The organism is Microbacterium mangrovi, assembly GCF_000802305.1.
In the GTDB taxonomy this organism is placed as follows: Bacteria; Actinomycetota; Actinomycetes; order Actinomycetales; family Microbacteriaceae; genus Microbacterium; species Microbacterium mangrovi.
In genome coordinates this window covers 61,641-80,208 of the sequence record NZ_JTDK01000027.1, presented here as the reverse complement: position 1 = coordinate 80,208, position 18,568 = coordinate 61,641, and the positions used below count along the sequence as shown (strand labels likewise).

The 18,568-nt window shown below is 67.5% G+C and carries 16 protein-coding genes and 2 tRNA genes; 7 read left to right on the top strand and 11 right to left on the bottom strand.

The features are described 5' to 3' along the window. Positions 1-37: 37 nt before the first annotated feature. Together LK09_RS20085 and LK09_RS20080 are read right to left on the bottom strand one after the other, a co-directional pair. Positions 38-110 (bottom strand) — tRNA-Ala (locus LK09_RS20085). Positions 111-131: 21 nt separating this feature from the next. Continuing rightward, positions 132-205, bottom strand: a tRNA-Ile gene (locus LK09_RS20080). A 126-nt stretch (positions 206-331) separates the two neighbouring features. On the opposite strand from LK09_RS20080, the gene LK09_RS20075 reads away from it, so the two are divergent. Then, a complete protein-coding gene (locus LK09_RS20075; protein WP_039403633.1) occupies positions 332-1,057 on the top strand; it encodes a VIT1/CCC1 transporter family protein in 726 nt (241 codons plus the stop codon). A 57-nt stretch (positions 1,058-1,114) separates the two neighbouring features. On the opposite strand, the gene LK09_RS20070 is transcribed toward LK09_RS20075, so the two are convergent. From LK09_RS20070 to dnaA, 7 genes are all read right to left on the bottom strand, one after another. Continuing rightward, positions 1,115-1,519, bottom strand: a complete 405-nt coding sequence (locus LK09_RS20070; protein ID WP_039403630.1) for a DUF3566 domain-containing protein — start codon at positions 1,517-1,519, stop codon at positions 1,115-1,117. Next, positions 1,516-4,137, bottom strand: a complete 2,622-nt coding sequence (gene gyrA, locus LK09_RS20065) for a DNA gyrase subunit A (protein ID WP_039403627.1) — start codon at positions 4,135-4,137, stop codon at positions 1,516-1,518. Before gyrA ends, LK09_RS20070 begins: the two co-directional genes overlap by 4 nt. Positions 4,138-4,257: 120 nt before the next feature. Continuing rightward, positions 4,258-6,306 carry a DNA topoisomerase (ATP-hydrolyzing) subunit B gene (gyrB, locus tag LK09_RS20060; protein WP_039403624.1) on the bottom strand — a complete coding sequence of 683 codons (2,049 nt, stop codon included), beginning with the start codon at positions 6,304-6,306 and terminating at the stop codon, positions 4,258-4,260. 122 nt (positions 6,307-6,428) lie between these two features. Next, positions 6,429-6,914 (bottom strand): DUF721 domain-containing protein, encoded by a 486-nt coding sequence (locus LK09_RS20055; RefSeq protein ID WP_039403620.1) that lies wholly within the window; start codon positions 6,912-6,914, stop codon positions 6,429-6,431. Continuing rightward, positions 6,907-8,082, bottom strand: a complete 1,176-nt coding sequence (gene recF / locus LK09_RS20050; RefSeq protein WP_039403619.1) for a DNA replication/repair protein RecF — start codon at positions 8,080-8,082, stop codon at positions 6,907-6,909. The genes LK09_RS20055 and recF overlap by 8 nt, the downstream gene beginning before the upstream one ends. A gap of 4 nt (positions 8,083-8,086) precedes the next feature. Beyond that, positions 8,087-9,229, bottom strand: coding sequence for a DNA polymerase III subunit beta (dnaN, locus tag LK09_RS20045; RefSeq protein ID WP_039403617.1), 1,143 nt, complete (start codon positions 9,227-9,229; stop codon positions 8,087-8,089). A gap of 443 nt (positions 9,230-9,672) precedes the next feature. Further along, positions 9,673-11,097 (bottom strand): chromosomal replication initiator protein DnaA, encoded by a 1,425-nt coding sequence (dnaA, locus tag LK09_RS20040; protein ID WP_039403614.1) that lies wholly within the window; start codon positions 11,095-11,097, stop codon positions 9,673-9,675. Between the two features lie 266 nt (positions 11,098-11,363). On the opposite strand from dnaA, the gene rpmH reads away from it, so the two are divergent. From rpmH to rsmG, 6 genes are read left to right on the top strand one after another with little or no spacing between them, the layout of a single operon-like run. After that, positions 11,364-11,501 (top strand): 50S ribosomal protein L34, encoded by a 138-nt coding sequence (gene rpmH, locus LK09_RS20035; protein ID WP_039403611.1) that lies wholly within the window; start codon positions 11,364-11,366, stop codon positions 11,499-11,501. Between the two features lie 5 nt (positions 11,502-11,506). Then, on the top strand, positions 11,507-11,842 hold the full coding sequence (gene rnpA / locus LK09_RS20030; protein WP_039403608.1) for a ribonuclease P protein component: 336 nt from the start codon (positions 11,507-11,509) through the stop codon (positions 11,840-11,842). Positions 11,843-11,895: 53 nt separating this feature from the next. Next, positions 11,896-12,195 carry a membrane protein insertion efficiency factor YidD gene (gene yidD, locus LK09_RS20025; protein WP_039403683.1) on the top strand — a complete coding sequence of 100 codons (300 nt, stop codon included), beginning with the start codon at positions 11,896-11,898 and terminating at the stop codon, positions 12,193-12,195. 18 nt (positions 12,196-12,213) lie between these two features. Then, positions 12,214-13,326: a membrane protein insertase YidC gene (gene yidC, locus LK09_RS20020; protein WP_039403607.1), complete on the top strand. Its 1,113-nt coding sequence runs from the start codon at positions 12,214-12,216 to the stop codon at positions 13,324-13,326. Between the two features lie 31 nt (positions 13,327-13,357). Continuing rightward, on the top strand, positions 13,358-13,861 hold the full coding sequence (locus tag LK09_RS20015) for a Jag family protein (protein WP_052227057.1): 504 nt from the start codon (positions 13,358-13,360) through the stop codon (positions 13,859-13,861). 2 nt (positions 13,862-13,863) lie between these two features. Then, complete coding sequence (gene rsmG / locus LK09_RS20010; protein WP_039403603.1) at positions 13,864-14,514, top strand: 16S rRNA (guanine(527)-N(7))-methyltransferase RsmG; 651 nt, start codon at positions 13,864-13,866, stop codon at positions 14,512-14,514. A gap of 39 nt (positions 14,515-14,553) precedes the next feature. Here rsmG and LK09_RS21265 read toward each other — a convergent pair whose 3' ends face one another. Together LK09_RS21265 and LK09_RS20000 are read right to left on the bottom strand one after the other, a co-directional pair. Next, on the bottom strand, positions 14,554-15,144 hold the full coding sequence (locus LK09_RS21265; protein ID WP_269430946.1) for a class I SAM-dependent methyltransferase: 591 nt from the start codon (positions 15,142-15,144) through the stop codon (positions 14,554-14,556). A 1,124-nt stretch (positions 15,145-16,268) separates the two neighbouring features. Beyond that, a complete protein-coding gene (locus LK09_RS20000) occupies positions 16,269-17,492 on the bottom strand; it encodes an IS256 family transposase (RefSeq protein WP_039403601.1) in 1,224 nt (407 codons plus the stop codon). Positions 17,493-18,568 lie beyond the last annotated feature (1,076 nt).

Sequence of the window (18,568 nt, the reverse complement as noted above, 5' to 3'; positions counted from 1 at the left end):
GACTCATCAGAGACCTATGTCTCGACTCATCACACTGTGGAGCCTAGGAGATTCGAACTCCTGACATCCTGCTTGCAAAGCAGGCGCTCTACCAACTGAGCTAAGGCCCCGAGTGACCTCGGGATGAGGAGTGGGGCTACCAGGACTTGAACCTGGGACCTCTTCATTATCAGTGAAGCGCTCTAACCGCCTGAGCTATAGCCCCGTGCCATCGCGGTGCGATGTCAACCTGCAAGACTCTACCGGAATCCGTGGCAATACAGAAATCGAGCGAGGGCTGGACAGCCTTCCCTTGCTTGCCGGGTCGGGACCGGCGTTGTTGACTGAGCACATGACCACCGAAGACGCCCTGCACAGGGACGAACCGCACGCCAACAACGTGCGTCAGAAGCTCAATTGGCTGCGCGCCGGCGTGCTCGGGGCGAACGACGGCATCGTCTCGGTCGCGGCGATCGTGGTCGGTGTCGCCGCGGCATCCTCGTCCTCGACGGGCGCCATCTTCACGGCCGGCGCGGCCGGTCTCGTCGGCGGCGCCGTCTCGATGGCGCTCGGCGAGTACGTGTCGGTCTCGAGCCAGCGCGACAGCGAGCGGGCGCTCATCGAGAAGGAGCGCCGGGAACTGGAGACCATGCCCGACGAGGAGCTCGCAGAGCTCACCTCCCTGTACCGCGCCCGCGGCCTGACGGAGGCGACCGCGCACCAGGTCGCGGTCGAGCTCACCGCCCATGACGCCCTGGCCGCCCACCTCGAGGTGGAACTGGGCATCAACCAGAACGACCTCGTCAATCCGTGGCACGCGGCCCTGTCGTCGGCGATCGCGTTCACGATCGGCGGCATCCTGCCGATGCTCGCGATCCTGCTGCCGCCGCCGGGCGCACGCATCCCGGTGACCTTCGCCGCGGTGCTGGTCGCCCTCGCGATCACCGGCACGGTGGCCGCGCAGCTCGGCGGAGCACCCAAGACGCGCGCCGCCCTGCGGCTCGTGATCGGCGGCGCGATCGCCCTGGTCGCCACCTTCGTGATCGGCGCCCTGCTCGGCACCTCCGGCATCGCCTGACCGGGCACAAAGAAAGCGGGCGGGGCAAACGCCCCGCCCGCTTCTTGCTGGAACTGCTCAGTTGGAGGTGAACCCTACCAGGAGTCCGCCGGTGATCTTCACCGCGAGGTTGTAGATACCCGCGACGACGGCACCCATGACGGTGACGACGACCAGGTTCAGGATCGCGATGATGGACCCCACGGCCATCACCTGCGGAAGACCGAAGAACTGCGACAGGCTCGCGGCGCCGTCGGTGAAGCTCTTGAACAGCGAGTCCATCTTGCCGATGAGGCCCGTCGCCGAGATCACGCCGTAGATGAGGAAGAACGCGACCAGCGTCACGACGGCGATCGCCACGGCCGCCAGGAACGACAGCTTCACCGCCGACCAGAAGTCGATGTAGACGAGTCGCAGGCGCACCTGCTTGGCGCTGGTCTTGCGACCGGACTTCTTCGCGAGCTTGTCGGCTACTGTGCTCATGCGTCAGTGCTCTCTTCAGTGGTCGGGGCCTCGGGATCGGATGCCGCACCCTCGGTGTCGGCATCTTCGCTGTCGGCCAGTCCCCGTTCGGTGTTGCGGGCGATCGCGAGGATGCGATCGTCGTCGTCGGGTCGTGCGAACACGACGCCCATCGTGTCGCGACCCTTCGCGGGGACCTCGGCCACGGCAGAGCGTACCACCTTGCCGCTGGCAAGAACCACCAAGACCTCGTCGTCCTCCTGGACGATGAGGCCGCCCGCGAGGACTCCGCGATCGTCGTTCAGCTTGGCGACCTTGATGCCGATTCCACCGCGCGACTGCGTGCGGTACTGGTCGACGTCGGTGCGCTTCGCGTAGCCGCCCTCGGTCACGACGAACACGGACGAGCCGGGTGTCGCGACCGACGCCGACAGCAGGCTGTCGTCGCCACGGAAGGACATTCCCTTGACGCCGGCGGTGGAGCGGCCCATCGGACGCAGCGACTCGTCGGTCGCCGTGAACCGCAGCGACATCCCGTGCCGGCTGATGAGCAGCAGGTCGTCGTCTTCGTTCACCAGCAGGGCGCTGACGACCTCGTCGGTGGATGCCGCGGCATCCTCATCGCCCTCGTCGCCCTCGTCGGATTCTTCACCCGCGGTGGCGCGGAGCTTGATCGCGATGACGCCGCCCTGACGGTTGGTGTCGTATTCGGTCAGGCGCGTCTTCTTGACGAGGCCGCCGCGAGTGGCCAGCACCAGGTAGGTCGCCACCTCGTAGTCGCGGATGTCGAGGATCTGCGCGATCTCCTCACCCGGCTGCAGCGCCAGCAGGTTCGCGACGTGCTGACCCTTCGCGTCGCGCCCGGCCTCGGGCACCTCGTACGCCTTGGTGCGGTAGACGCGGCCCTTGTTGGTGAAGAACAGCAGCCAGTGGTGGGTCGTCGTGACGAAGAAGTGCTCGACGACGTCGTCGGCGCGCAGCTGCGCGCCCTTCACGCCCTTGCCGCCGCGGTGCTGCGAACGGTAGTTGTCGCTGCGCGTGCGCTTGATGTAGCCGTCGCGGGTGACGGTGACGACCATCTCCTCTTCGGGGATGAGGTCTTCGATCGACATGTCGCCGTCGTACCCGGGCAGGATGTGGGTGCGGCGGTCGTCGCCGAACCTGTCGACGATCTCGGTCAGCTCGTCGCGGATGATCGCGCGCTGCCGGCTCTCGTCAGCCAGGATGTCGTTGTAGTCCGCGATCTTGAGCTCGAGCTCGGCGGCCTCGTCGATGATCTTCTGGCGTTCCATCGCGGCCAGGCGACGCAGCTGCATCGTCAGGATCGCGTCAGCCTGCAGATCGTCGATCTCCAGCAGCACCTTCAGGCCCTCGCGCGCCTCGTCGACGGTCGGCGACCGGCGGATGAGCGCGATGACCTCGTCGAGCGCGTCGAGCGCCTTGAGGTAGCCGCGCAGGATGTGCATGCGCTCTTCGGCCTTGCGCAGACGGAAGCGGGTGCGGCGCACGATCACGTCGATCTGGTGCGTGATCCAGTGCGACACGAAGCCGTCGAGCGCGAGCGTGCGGGGCACGCCGTCGACGATCGCGAGCATGTTCGCGCCGAAGTTCTCCTGCAGCTGGGTGTGCTTGTACAGGTTGTTCAGCACGACCTTGGCGACGGCGTCCCGGCGCAGCACGATGACCAGGCGCTGACCGGTGCGGTCCGACGTCTCGTCGCGGATGTCGGCGATGCCCTGGATCTTGCCGTCGCGGGCCAGGTCGCGGATCTTCACCGCGACGTTGTCGGGGTTGACCTGGTAGGGCAGTTCGGTGACGACGAGACAGGTGCGGCCCTGGATCTCCTCGACGTTGACCACCGCGCGCATCGTGATCGAGCCGCGCCCGGTGCGGTAGGCCTCGCGGATGCCGCGGGTGCCGAGGATCTGCGCCGCAGTCGGGAAGTCGGGGCCCGGGATGCGCTCCATGAGCGCCTCGAGCAGCTCCTCGCGGGTGGCATCCGGGTGCTCGAGCGCCCAGAGGGCGCCGTCGGCGACCTCGCGCAGGTTGTGCGGCGGGATGTTGGTGGCCATGCCGACCGCGATGCCGACCGAGCCGTTGACGAGCAGGTTCGGGAATCGCGCCGGCAGGACGACGGGCTCCTGGGTCTGCCCGTCGTAGTTGTCCTCGAAGTCGACGGTCTCTTCTTCGATGTCGCGCACCATCTCGAGCGCGAGCGGAGCCATCTTCGTCTCGGTGTATCGCGGAGCGGCCGCGCCCTGGTTGCCCGGGGAGCCGAAGTTGCCCTGTCCGAGGGCGAGCGGATAGCGCAGCGACCACGGCTGGACGAGGCGCACGAGGGTGTCGTAGATCGCCGTGTCGCCGTGCGGGTGGTACTGACCCATGACCTCGCCGACGACGCGGGCGCACTTCGAGAAGGACTTGTCGGGCCGGTAGCCGCCGTCGTACATCGCGTAGATCACGCGGCGGTGCACCGGCTTCAGGCCGTCCTCGACCCGCGGCAGCGCACGGCCCACGATCACGCTCATCGCGTAGTCGAGGTAGCTGCGCTGCATCTCGACCTGCAGGTCGACCTGGTCGATCCGCCCGTGGTTGTGCTCGGGTGCGGTCTCGGGGCCCGTCGAAGTGGGATCAGTCATGTGTCAATCTCTCGTACTGTGTGCGTTTCGTCTCGGCGCTTCGCGCCTCGCTCAACGGCCGAGGCGCGTACCGGTCGTTGAGCGAGCGAAGCGAGACGAAACGCACGCGACCAGCAGTATTCAAATATCGAGGAAGCGGACGTCTTTGGCGTTGCGCTGGATGAAGCTGCGACGGGACTCGACGTCTTCGCCCATCAGGATCGAGAAGATCTCGTCGGCGGCGGCCGCGTCGTCGATCGTCACCTGCCGCAGGGTTCGCGTGGTCGGGTCCATCGTGGTCTCCCACAGTTCTTTGGCGTTCATCTCGCCGAGACCCTTGTAGCGCTGGATGCCGTTGTCCTTCGGGATCCGCTTGCCGGATGCCAGGCCCTCGGCCAGCAGACCGTCGCGCTCGGCGTCGCTGTACACGTAGTCGTGCGGAGCATTGGTCCACTTGAGGCGGTACAGCGGCGGCATCGCGAGGTACACGTAGCCGGCCTCGATCAGCCCGCGCATGTAGCGGAACAGCAGCGTCAGCAGCAGCGTCGTGATGTGCTGGCCGTCGACGTCGGCATCCGCCATGAGCACGATCTTGTGGTACCGCGCCTTCTCCATGTTGAAGTCCTCGCCGATGCCCGTGCCGAAGGCCTGGATCATCGCCTGGATCTCGTTGTTGCCGAGAGCGCGGTCGAGTCGCGCGCGCTCGACGTTGAGGATCTTGCCGCGCAGCGCCAGGATCGCCTGGGTGTGCGGGTCGCGGCCCTGCACGGCGGAGCCGCCGGCCGAGTCGCCCTCCACCAGGAAGATCTCGCTGATCGAGGGGTCTTTGCTGGTGCAGTCCTTGAGCTTGTCGGGCATGGATGCCGACTCGAACACACTCTTGCGCCGGGCGGTCTCGCGGGCCTTGCGGGCGGCGAGGCGCGCGGTGGCGGCGTCGATCGACTTGCGGATGATGCTCTTGGCGGCCTGCGGGTTGCGGTCGAACCAGTCGGTGAGCTGCTCGCCGACCACCCGCTGCACGAAGGCCTTGGCCTCGGTGTTGCCGAGCTTGGTCTTGGTCTGGCCCTCGAACTGCGGCTCGGACAGCTTCACCGAGATCACCGCGGTCAGTCCCTCGCGCACGTCATCGCCGGAGAGGTTGTCGTCCTTCTCCTTGAGGATGTTGTTCGCACGGGCGTAGCGGTTGACGAGGGTGGTCAGCGCTGCGCGGAACCCCTCCTCGTGCGTGCCGCCCTCGTGGGTGTTGATGTTGTTCGCGAAGGTGAAGACGTTCTCGGTGTAGCTCGTCGTCCACTGCATCGCCACCTCGAGCGCGATCTTGCGCTCGGTGTCCTCGGACTCGAAGTCGATGACCTCGTCGTTGACGACGTCGGTCTTTCGCACCTTGTTGAGGTACTCGACGTAGTCGACCAGGCCCCGCTCGTAGAGGAAGGTCGCGCCGCGCTGCTTCTCGACGCTCTCGCCGTCGCCGTCTTCGACGACGAGGCCCTCGGGCCGCTCGTCGAGGAGGCTGATGCGCAGGCCCTTGTTGAGGAACGCCGTCTGCTGGAAGCGCGAACGCAGCGTGTCGTAGTCGAAGTCGACGGTGTCGAAGATGGTGGCATCCGGCCAGAACGTGATGATCGTGCCGGTCTCGCCGGTCTCTTCGCCGCGCTCGAGGGGTCCTTGCGGCACGCCGCCGTCGCGGAACGACTGGCGCCACGCGTAGCCCTCGCGGCGCACCTCGACATCGAGCCGTGTGGAGAGGGCGTTCACGACCGACGAGCCCACGCCGTGCAGACCGCCCGAGACGGCGTATCCGCCGCCGCCGAACTTGCCGCCCGCGTGCAGCACGGTCAGCACCACCTCGACGGTGGACTTGGACGGGTCGGACGAGTGCGGCTGCACCGGGATGCCGCGGCCGTTGTCGACGCAGCGGATGCCGCCGTCGGGGAGGATCGTCACCTCGATGTCGTCGCAGAAGCCCGCCAGCGCCTCGTCGACCGAGTTGTCGACGATCTCCTGCACCAGGTGGTGCAGGCCGCGCTCACCGGTCGAGCCGATGTACATGCCGGGACGCTTGCGCACGGCTTCGAGGCCCTCGAGCACCTGGATGGCATCGGCCCCGTAGTCACCGCCCTGGGGTTTGGGCGCTGCGACCGCCTCACCGCGCGGGGTTTCGGGGTCGCTTCCGGGGGTCTGCGAGGTCATAGGCGTCCAGCACTCCGATCGATCGGCGGATTCCCTACGATCTTACCTGAAAACCGTGCCAGAACGGCCTTTCAGAGCCTCTACGACGCGATGAAAGGCCTCCGGATACCGGAACACACGCGTCAGCCGTAGGTATCGCGCGGACCGCGCCCTGGAACGGCTCTCATGCCGTGTTTCCAGCTGGGGACGTCCGGCCCCTGAAAGGTGATGTTGTCGATGCCCGCCTCGGGGAACCGCTGGACGATGGTCGTCAGGATGTGCCGGCGCATGAGTTTGAGCTGGCTCACCCACGCCGTCGAGTCGCAGCTGACCTGCAGGACGCCGTCGCGGAATCCGGTCGGGCGCGTGCGTGCCGCGTTCGCCTCGCCGACCACCTCCGCCCACATCGTGACGACGTCCTCCCGGGCCAGATCCGGGTCCCAGCCGGCCTGCCGGGTGAAGGATGCCAGCACGTCGCCGACCGCCGCGGGATCGCGTCCGGGCGTGAACGGCGCGTTCTCGTCGTTCTCGGCGGGGCGGCGCCGGCGCCGGCGACCGCGGGCCGTCGGCTCGAGCCCGCGAAGTCGCAGATAGGTGGCGAGGGTCTCGGGCAGCTCGTCGTCAGACATCGCCCGGCTCCTCCCGCTCGGTCCGCTCGTCCGAGATCGTCCCCGCCTCCACGCGGACGACCCGCGCGCGCAGCGGTCCGGGGACATCCTCTTCCACCGCGGCGGTGACGATCACCTGTTCATAGTCTGCGACCAGGCGCGCCAGTCGTCCACGGCGATCGGCATCCAATTCGGCGAACACGTCGTCGAGGATCAGCACCGGATCACCGAGCATCGAGTCGGCCCGGAGCAGTTCGGCCGACGCCAGGCGCAGGGCGAGCGCCACCGACCACGACTCCCCGTGCGACGCGTACCCCTTCACGGGAAGACCGCGCACCCGCAGCAGCAGGTCGTCGCGGTGCGGCCCGGTGAGTGTCATCCCGCGCTCGAGCTCCGTGCTCCGTTTCGCGCCGAGCGCCGCGCGGAAGGCGGCCGCGGTGTCGGAGGCCGCGGCATCCGCGTTGTCGTCCGCGCCCTCCTCCGGGTCGGCGCCGCGCACCGACAGGGCCCAGGCGAGCTGCGGGGCATGATCGGCGCCGGCGATGGATTCGTAGGCGGATGCCAGGGGTGCGGCGAGGTCGTCGGCCAGCCGCAGCCGCGCGTCGATGATCTCGGAGCCGAAGCCGACGAGCTTGTCGTCCCAGACGTCGAGCGTCGACAGCGCGTCGCCGCGGATGCCGCGAGCCCGCGCGGACTTCAGCAGGGCGTTGCGCTGCTTGAGCACGCGGTCGTAGTCGGCCATGACCCCGGCCAGCCGCGGGAAGCGCTGCACCAGCAGCGAATCGGCGAAGCGGCGGCGGGCCGACGGGTCGCCGCGGACGATCTGCAGGTCTTCCGGCGCGAACAGCACCACCTGGGCGTACCGCGGCAGCTCGGCCGACCGGATCTTCGCGCCGTTGACCCGCGCCAGGTTGGCGCCTTGCCGGTTGATCTGGATCTCCAGCTGCACGTGCCGGGTCCCGTGGGCGAGCCGTTCGCGCACGATCGCGTGCTCAGCGCCTTCGCGCACGAGCGGCGCATCTGCCGACACCCGGTGCGACCCGAGCGTCGCGAAGTACGCGATCGCCTCGGCGAGGTTGGTCTTGCCCTGCCCGTTGCGGCCCACGAACACGGTCGGTCCGGCACCGAGGGCCACGTCGGCGACCGGATAGTTGCGGAAGTCGACGAGGTTGAGGTGCTCGACGATCACCGGTTCAGCGCAGCAGGAGGTTCGGCTGCAGCAGGTACCGGAACGACTCGACGGTGCCCGAGGTCTGCGGGGTGATGAGCACCGGGCTGAGCTTGTTCGCGTTGTCGCTCGAGGTGAACGTGATGCGCGTGAACTCGCTGCGCACCGCGCCGAGCGCCTCGAGGAGGTACTGCGGGTTGAGACCGAGGGTCACATCGTCGCCGGTGAGGGTGGCATCCACCGTCTCGGACGCGCGCGCCTGCTCGGTGCCGGAGCCCTCCATCGTCACGCCCTCGGGCGTGAAAGTGAAGCGCAGCGGCGCGGAGCGGTCGAGCACGATCTGCACGCGGCGCACGGCCTCGATGAGGTCGCTGGTCGAGACCACCGCGTAGTGGTCGGTCGCCTCAGGGAACAGGCGGCGCACGGGCGGGAAGTTGCCCTTGATCAGCAGTGACGTGACGGTCTTGTTGCCCGACGTGAAGGCGATGATCTCGCGGTCGCCCGAGCCCGAGAACGAGACGGAGATCTCGCCGCCGTGCGAGAACGTCTTGCCGACCTCGGTGAGCGTGCGCGCCGGCACGAGCGCCGTGGCGGTGTCGTCCGAGGCGGCGGTGCCGCCGTCCCAGGGCAGGTCCCGCAGCGCGACGCGGTAGCGGTCGGTGGCGACGAGGCTGAGCTGGTTGCCGGCGACCTCGAGCTGCACGCCGGTGAGCACCGGGGTGACGTCGTCGCGGGATGCCGCGAACGCGACCTGTGCGATCGCCGTGGCGAAGTCGTCGCCCGGGACGAGCCCGGTGTCGCCGGAGACCTCGGGGATCGCGGGATATTCCTGAACCGGCATGGACGCGAGCGTGAAGCGTGCGGACCCACAGCGCAGCTGGATGCCGCCGTCTTCGTCGACGGCGATCTCGATCGGCTGGTTCGGAAGCTTGCTGGCGATGTCGGCGAGGAGCTTGCCGTGCACGAGGATCGTGCCGGGCTCGTCGACCGTCGCCTCGATGGTCGTCCTCGCGGAAGCCTCGTAGTCGAACGCGGAGAGTGTGAGTCCGGCATCCGTCGCCTCGACCAGCACACCGGCCAGGATCGGCTGGGGGTTGCGCTGCGGCAGCAGCTTCACGACGAACGAGACGGCCTCGCTGAACACATCGCGATTGACGTGGAACTTCACTTCCGCTCCCCTGGTCGTGGACAAGTGGCCCCTTGCCGGTGGGCACGGGGCTGGGTCTCTCATGCTAGTGCCCCGAAGGCCCGCCGCCAGTGATGTCGTTCGGGCGACGCGCGTTCGCGTGCCGTTCTCCCCAAGGTCATCGAATGTGATCGAAGAGAGGATTTCTTGTCATCTTCATCACTGGTGTGGAAACTGTGGATAAATCGGTGGATAGCTACTCCCGCTTGGGAACTACACGCGTGTGAGTTGTGGATCGGCTGCGGACGGCGCTGAGGGGGCGGATGCCCGTCCACCCCGTCGTTTCCACACCTCGAGCTCGTCCTGTGCACAGAGATCACGGCGCGTCGCGGAGTTTTCCACAAGTTATCCACACTGTGCAGAAGTGCACGAAAAACGGCGTCCGAGCCCCTCCACAGGGGTCGGACGCCGTCGGGCGCGCGGTCTCAGCGCCGGCCGAGCTGCGCGGTGATCTCGGTCACCTGGTTGAACAGTGAGCGACGTTCCTTCATCTGCTCGCTGATCTTCTTGTACGCGTACATGACCGTCGTGTGGTCGCGGCCGCCGAACAGCTGCCCGATCTTCGGGAGCGACAGGCTCGTGCGCTCCCGGCACAGGTACATGGCGATCTGCCGCGCCGAGGCGACGGCCTGGGACCTGTTGGACCCGTACAGGTCGTCCACGCTGAGCTTGAAGTACTGGGCGGTCGCCTGGATGATGTCGGTCGGCGAGATGACGTTCGTGTCGCTCTGATCGATGATGTCGCGCAGCACGGTCTGCGCGAGCGGGATGTCGAGGTTCGACCGGTTGAGGCTCGCGAACGCGGAGACGCGGATGAGGGCGCCCTCGAGCTCGCGGATGTTGGAGGAGACCACCGACGCGATGTACTCGAGGACGTCGTCGGGCGCCTGCAGCCGTTCGCTGTGCGCCTTCTTGCGCAGGATCGCGATGCGGGTCTCGAGGTCGGGCGCCTGCACGTCGGTGATGAGGCCCCACTGGAACCGGCTGCGCATGCGGTCCTCGAACCCGGTGAGGGCCTTGGGCGGCAGGTCGCTGGTGATGACCACCTGCTTGTCGTGGTCGTGCAGCTGGTTGAAGGTGTGGAAGAACGCCTCCTGCGTCTCGGCGCGTCCTTGCAGGAACTGGATGTCGTCGATCAGCAGGATGTCGACCTCGCGGTACCGCGCCTGGAACTCGGGACCGCGGTTGTTCTGGATCGAGTTGATGAAGTCGTTCGTGAACTCTTCGCTGGAGACGTACCGCACCCGGATGCCGGGATACAGGCTCTGCGCGTAGTCGCCGATCGCGTGGAGCAGGTGCGTCTTGCCGAGGCCGGAGTCGCCGTAGATGAACAGCGGGTTGTAGGCCTTCGCCGGCGCTTCCGCCACGGCGAACGCCGCCGCGTGCGCGAGCCGGTTCGACGGGCCGATGACGAAGTTGTCGAACGTGTACTTCGGGTTCAATCGCGTCTGGTCGCGATTGGATGCCGCCGCCGGCTCATGGGCGATCGGCCGGTCCGCGACGGGTGCCGGCGGCGGGACCGCGGTGGGCGCCGTCTGCACGGCGATCGGCGACACGACCTCTTCGGCGGCGGGCCGGGCGACCACCTCGGGGTTCACGGCGACCCGGAACGAGGTGACCTCATCCCCCAGGCTCGACAGCGCTTCGAGGATCGGCGCGCGCCCGCGGGTGTTGATCATGCTCGCGGTGAGCTCGTTCGGCACGTCGAGATAGAGGATGCCGCCCATGACCCCCTGGGCCACGGCGAGGTTGAGGAATCCCTCCAGCTGCGGAGTGATCCGGTCGTCGTGACGCAGCCGTTCCATGGCACTGGCCCATACGGGGACTTCGGTCGCCTGATGCTCGGTCATGACTCTCCCCGATAGCCTGTGGATAACTTCGCCCGTGCCACGCTATTCCAGGCCCGAAGCAGAGGCAAACCCTGTGTGAACATCGCGGGCGTGTCCCTGCGTGCGCCTGAGCGTGCACTGTGGATAATGCCCGGAGGGATGCTCCCGGTTTGTCAATCGGGGGCCGCTCGACGTACTCTAGATCGGTTGACGTATGCCTGCTCGGCATGTGTCCCCCCTAATCGTCCCCGGTCGCCACCGGGTGAGATCTGTTCTGGAGTTTCCTCATGAGCAAGCGCACCTTCCAGCCGAACAACCGCCGTCGCGCCAAGAAGCACGGCTTCCGCGCCCGCATGCGCACCCGCGCCGGCCGTGGCATCCTCGCCGCTCGCCGTGCCAAGGGGCGCAGCGAGCTCTCTGCCTGATCCGAGTGCTCGCACGACCCAACCGGCTGACACGCGGCACTGATTACAAGGCCGTCGTCCGTCGAGGCGCGCGAAGCGTCGGGCCACACACCGTCATGTACGTGGTGCGCACCGACGAAGACCGCTCGCCCCGGTTCGGGTTCATCGTGAGCAAGCAGGTGGGAGTCGCCGTGACACGCAATACCGTCCGTCGCCGTCTGAAGGCGATCAGCGCCGCTGCGCTGCCGGACGTCCGTCGTGGCACCGACATCGTGATCCGTGCGCTGCCCTCCGCGGCCGGCGCTGAGTTCGACCACCTGCAGGCGGAGGTCGTCAAAGGCCTTCGCCGGAGGGCCGCGTGAGCGCGGCTGTGTTGCCGGCGGCATCCACCGGCACCGCGCACCCGCACGCCGACATGCTGTGGCGGGGTGTCCCCCTGCTTCCACGGAATGCGGTTCTGGGCTTTCTGCAGGCCTACCGCACCGTGATCTCACCGCTGTACGGCGACGTCTGCCGCTACTATCCGAGCTGCTCGGCCTACGCGGTGGGCGCAGTCCAGCAGCACGGAGCCGTCAAGGGCTCGGCCCTGGCCGCCGCACGCATCGCCCGGTGTCACCCCTGGGCGGCCGGCGGCGTTGACGACGTGAAGCCGCACCGCAGCTTCCGTTACGACTTGACGCGGCACGGATTCGTCGTGCCGCAGGGAAAGGACTGATCCGTGCAGGGTCTTGTGATGCTCGCCGCGAGCACCCCCTCCCCGTCAGCGACTGCCGCCTCCGGCGGCGGGTTCGATCTGCTGGGGACCATCCTGTGGCCGCTGAAGTGGCTCGTCGAGCTCGTGCTCGTCGCGTGGCACCAGCTGTTCGCGTTCCTGGGCATGGATCCGGCATCCGGCCTCACCTGGGTGCTGTCGATCGTCGGCCTCGTCGTCGTGGTTCGCGCGGCCCTGATCCCCGTCTTCGTGCGGCAGATCAAGAGCCAGCGCAAGATGATGGAGATCGCGCCGCAGCTCAAGAAGATCCAGGACAAGTACAAGGGCAAGCGCGATCAGCTGTCTCGTGAGGCGATGAGCCGCGAGACGATGGATCTGTACAAGAAGAACGGCACCTCGCCCGTGTCGGGCTGTCTGCCGATCCTCATCCAGATGCCGGTGTTCTTCTCGCTGTACTCGGTGCTCTCCAGCGTCGCGACCAACGCGAAGGAGGGCAAGGGCGGCGTCTTCTGGATGAACCCGCAGCTCACGCAGGAGTTCTACAACGCGAAGCTCTTCGGCGTCGCGTCGCTGCACGAGTCGCTGGTCGACACCATCAAGACCCAGCCCGAGGGCTGGCAGCTCACCGTCGGCATCATGGTCACCCTCGTCGTGCTCATGATCGCGTCGCAGTACTTCACGCAGCTGCAGATCATCTCGAAGAACCTGTCGCCGGAGGCCAAGGAGGGCCAGGCGTACAAGATGCAGCGCGTGATGCTGTACATCCTGCCGCTCGCCTTCGTCTACTCGGGCATCTTCTTCCCGCTCGGTGTGGTCATCTACTGGTTCACGTCGAACATCTGGACCGCTGTGCAGCAGTTCCTCGTCATCCGCAACCTGCCGACACCCGGTTCCCAGGCCGCCAAGGAGCGCGAGGAGCGTCTCGCGCGCAAGGGGAAGGCCATCGACGCCAACGGCAAGATCGTGCCGATGGAGAAGTACCAGGCCGAGCAGCGCGCCATCTACGAGGCAGCCGAGGCCCTCAAGGCCTCCGAGCCGAAGCGCCAGCAGCCGATGAGCAAGCAGCGCGCCAAGAAGCAGCAGAGCAAGCAGGGCCAGGGCGGTCAGCCTGGCTCGGATGCCTCGGCATCCTGATCCCCGCAGTCTGTGACGAGAACGGAACACAATGAGCACGTCTGAAGCGCTGCCGATGCGCGAAGCCTCGGTCACGGTCGCCCAGCTCGAAGAAGAAGGCGACATCGCCGCCGACTTCCTGGAGGGGCTGCTCGACATCGCCGACCTCGACGGCGACCTCGCCCTCGACGTGCGCAGTGGTCGTGCATACGTGTCGGTGGAGTCCGAGGGTGCGGATGCCGTGGCATCCCTCTCCGAGCCGGAGACCGTGCAGGCGCTGCAGGAGCTGACGCGACTGGCCGTGCAGGCCAAGACGGGCCGCTTCTCGCGGCTCATCCTCGATGTCGGCGGCTCACGCGATGCGCGGCAGGTCGAGCTGGCGCGTCTGGTCGACCGCGCCATCGAGCGGCTCGACGACGGCGCCTCGCAGGCATCCCTGCCTCCGATGTCGAGCTACGAGCGCAAGCTCGTGCACGACATCGTCGCGGAACGCGGGCTCGTCTCCGAGTCGTACGGCACCGCTGCTGACCGTCACACGGTGATCCGGCGCGCCTGACCATGTCGCAGGAGTCCTCGGAGTCCCTGCCGGCGCTGGAGCGCGAGCCCGTCGAGGCTGCCGCGGTGTTCGGCGACCGCATCGAACTCGCGCGTGCGTTCACCGCGGCCCTGGCCGAACAGGGTGAGGAGCGCGGCCTGATCGGCCCGCTGGAGCTTCCCCGGTTGTGGAACCGCCACGTGCTCAACAGTGCGGTCATCGCGCCTCTGTTCAGCGGCAGCGTGGCCGATGTCGGCTCCGGAGCGGGCCTTCCGGGGCTCGTGCTGGCGATTGCACGGCCGGACGTGCGGTGGACCCTCATCGAGCCGATGGAACGCCGTGTGGTGTGGCTCAACGAGCAGGTCGAGGCGCTCGGGCTCGAGAACGTCGAGGTCGTGCGTGCACGCGCGGAGGACTGGCGCGGCGGGGCGGTGTTCGACGCCGTGACGGCGCGCGCCGTGAGCGCGCTGCGGACCCTCCTGCCCCTCACTGCTCCGCTCGTACGCGACGGCGGTGAGCTGATCCTGCTGAAGGGGGCGAACGCGGCCGCCGAGATCGGCGCGGCCGAGAAGCAGCTGCGCAAGTTCAAGGTGACCGACGCACGAGCCGAGGTCGTCGGCGAGGGGGTCATCGCGGAGCCCACCCGCGTGATTCGGGCTCGGGTTCGCGCGTAGCCCTTTTCTAATTCTGACCTGGGCTTTGTTGCGCTGCAGTCACCGCACCGCGATGCCCTGGATCAGCGGATCGACGGTCCCCAGGATGCCGGGGGCGAGCTCGCTGCGAACGTCGACCGTCTGGAATCCTGCGTCTCGGATCGCGGTTTCGGTGTCTCGAGCAGGATCACATCCGGCGTCGATGATCCGCGACAGGGGCGCGTAGGTCCGTTGGAGGACCCTGGTCCAGGTTCCGGCCGGTGCCACCACGTGCTCGAAGAACACCAGCCGTCCACCCGGACGCAGGACGCGGCGGATCTGCGCGAGAGCGCGGGCGGGGTCTCGCACGGAGCACAGCACAGTGCCGGCGATGACGGCATCCACCGAGGCATCCGGGAGCGGTATGTCTTCAGCGCGCGCTGCCAACAGCTGAGATTCCGGCCGATCGCGGACCCGTGTGGAAAGGTCGCGGCGCGCGGAACGTGAGGGTTCGAGTGCAATCCAGCGAACGGTTGTCCCGAGGTGGTCGGCTGCAGCGCCGGTCCCCGCGCCGACATCGAGCACGTCGCCGCTGAGCGCAGGGAGCACCGTCCGGCGCCATTCGTCGCGTAGTGCACGGATCGATTGCGTGGTGGTCGGTTGCAATCCCACCCGTTCAGCTAACCGGACCGGGCGTCGCGTGTCGACCCTTCTCGAGTGCTCCTGGTGGGTTCGCCGCGGCACTCAGGGTTGCGGAGCCGGGGTATTCCGACGCGGTGTGCTGCTTCACCTGCGACGGCAGAGCGTGGAGCGGATGGGTGAGCGAGTCGTCGTTCGTGCGGCTTGATAGCGGCCGGGCCCTTCTGTGCGTCGATGGCCGCGTTTCACGTGAAACGTCGGTTGGTGCTGGACCCCTCGGCGCCCACGGCGCCATGCGGAATCTCGCGCCGCCAGGAATCACGTTTCCAGCCCAGCTGTCAGCGGTCGTAGTGGAGCCATCGGGGCGTCACTGTTCCGCTGGTGTTTCACGTGAAACGGCAGAATCCGCTAGCGGGGTCTGCAGGCCTGCCACCCGGCGGCATCGACGCGGCGGTGTCGCCAGGCCTGTATGGGCCATCGTCGGACGAGCTGGCTAGGCGGGAAGGAAGCCCCTGGCTGTCAGGTTGACCTGGCCAACGTTCCGATAGCGCGCCCGCAGTGCGATCGGGACGGGTCGGCGTTGTGTCATGGCGCCTCACGGACGTTTCACGTGGAACGTCCGAAACCGGAGCGGGTCCCCCCACCCTGGCACTCGGCCGCATCGACGCCGCGCTGCGCCACACCCGCGTGGGCCATCGGTGAACGAACGAGCCAGTTCGACCATGAGAACTGCTCCCCAGCTGACGCGCTGGTCTGGCGGGCAAAGCAACATAACGCCTCGGTGGTCCCCCGGTCTCGCTCCGAGGGTTTTGCGTCATAGTCGGGCGTTTCACGTGAAACGCCCTCACATGCCTGCCGGTCGGACTGGGCACCACCCGAGCCGCATCCAGGCCCAAGTGAGGCGCGCGATCCTGTGTGTCACCGGGCAGCGGGGCCCCGCGACAGAGTAGAGACGCAGGCTAAGGGCTGGCGCGCGCACCAGCGTCCCGCGGCAGCGAGTGCACCGGCGGGCAGGTGCGGGTCCCGTTCTGTGACGTAGTGCAGCGCGGGCTGGTTGCGCAGAGGGCTACGGACCGTTCGCATGTGTCATGGGCGCGGAGGGTGACGTCCCGCTGTTTGGTGGAGTTTCTCGACACCGTGCGGGTCAGCTTGTTTGATTATGCCGTGGTCAGTTCGGGGATGCTCACCTCTTCCGTCTGGGCGAGGAGGAGTGCCATGGAGTGTTCGCTGAAGTAGCGGCGGTCAGCGCCGTCCCATTCGTCGTGCTGCTCGATCAGGACATGTCCGGCCAGGCGGAGCAGTGCGGCGGGGTTCGGGAACGTGCCGACGACGTCGGTGCGGCGTTTGATCTCCTTGTTGACCCGTTCGAGTGGGTTCGTGGACCAGATCTGGCGCCAGTGCTGGAACGGGAACTGGCAGAACGCGAGCAGGTCGTCTTTCGCGTTCTCGAGCATGTCCGCGACCTTCGGATGGGACCGGGAGAGCATGCGGACGACCTCGTGGAACTGGGTGAACACGTGCTCGGTGTCGGGCTGCGCGAAGATCGTGCGGATGATCGACGCGACCATCGGGCCGGCCGTCTTGGGGACGGCGGTGAGCACGTTGCGCATGAAATGCACCCTGCATCTTTGCCAGCTGGTGCCGGTGAACACGGTGCCGATCGCGGCGACCAGTCCGGTGTGCGCGTCACTGATGACGAGTTTCACACCGCCCAGGCCGCGGGCCTTCAAAGACCGCAGGAACGTGGTCCAGAACGGCTGCGACTCCGTCTCGCCGACCTCGAACCCGAGCACTTCGCGGCGCCCGTCTGCCGCGACGCCGACCGCGACGACCACGGCCTGGGACACCACCCGCCGGCCGACCCTCGCCTTGCAATAGGTCGCGTCCAGGAACACGTACGGGTAGGTGGTGTCGGTCAGGGGCCGGTCCCGGAATGCGGCGACGTCCTCGTCCAGGTTGGCGCAGATGCGCGACACCTCGGACTTGCTGATGCCCGTGTCCGCGCCCAGCGCCTTCACCAGGTCGTCGACCTTGCGGGTCGACACGCCGTGCACGTACGCCTCCATCACGACCGCGAACAGGGCCTGATCGACCCGGCGGCGTCGCTCCAGCAGTGACGGGAAGAACGATCCGGTGCGCAGCTTCGGGATCCGCAGCTCCAGATCCCCGGCCGTCGTCGTGATGGTCTTCGGGCGGGTCCCGTTGCGCTGGTTCGTGCGGTCCGGGGTGCGTTCGAACGGGGCGGCGCCGATGAACGCGGCCGCTTCCGCGTCGATCAACTCCTGGTAGAGGGTCTCGGTCGCGACCCGGATCCGGTCGGAGACGTCGGTGAGTTTCAGTTCCCCGAGCAGCTCGAGGAGGGCAGACTGGTCAAGAGCCATCGTGCGTTGTGTCCTTACGTTGAGATTCCTAGACAGTTCTCACTGACCATCGCACGATGGCTCGCCAGCGTCTACGACACCGGCGACCCGATCAGAATCTCCACCACCACAGGGGACGTCACCGCGCGGAGTGGACTCGCCCGCGGCGGCGGACGGTACGAAGGATCTCCAGGCGGATGAGGTGTTCATGCTCGGTCACCCTCCTTGGGTCGGAGGGGCCACTCGTGTCGTGCCGTGACTTGCATGTCGTTTCACGTGAAACACGCGATGGATCGGCGGGCCAGACGAGCGGTGGCTGAAAGAGCCTTGGGCGCGCCTCTGGGACTTGAGTTTCCGCATCGCGTGGAACGGGCGGGAGGTTCGGTTTCCTCCGTAAGTCGACAGGGTGAGACCTGGCACGCCACCCCTGGTGGAGCGGCACTTGGCGGGCGTTTCACGTGAAACAGCCCTGCTGGATCTTCGCGTTCGAATGATCGAAACGCACGCCCGGTGATGCGTGTATCGCTCAGCACGGTAGGGCGTTTCACGTGAAGCATCGGGCGGGCGCATCGCAGCTCTGGACCGGGTGGTCGTCGTGTCTCGTACGCTGCGCACTTAGGGCGGCAGACGTGTCTTGTGAACCGGCCTTGGCAGCCATGTGCCTGTCTGGATGCGTTGCCCCGAAAAGGTGCGACATGCCCACGGGGATTGCAATGCTTAGCGGACTTGCCGTGGGAGCGGCGGCCACGGTGCGCAAGAGCTGGGATATCGACCCCACGCCACCTCCGCCTCCTGGCGGGAGGCCCCTTGTGGTGCGCGTCTCATGAGCAAGCGTGGCGGGCGGGTGTCGCCATCGTGGTCGCACGTGTGTATCCGGCGTTTCACGTGAAACACCGGCCAATTGGCGACCGACCTCCGGGAAAGCGCAGGACTGCGGCGGCGTGTCGCGGGCTCGATTGCCGGCGCGCGACGGTGTGCAGGAGTTCCGCGATCCTGTTCCGCTTGGCCCGCCCGTTGGGCGGGGGCGCCGCGTGTGGGCCACGTCTCAGGCAGGGAGCCTGACTGGAACGCGCTCCCGTTGCGTTGCGCACCTATCG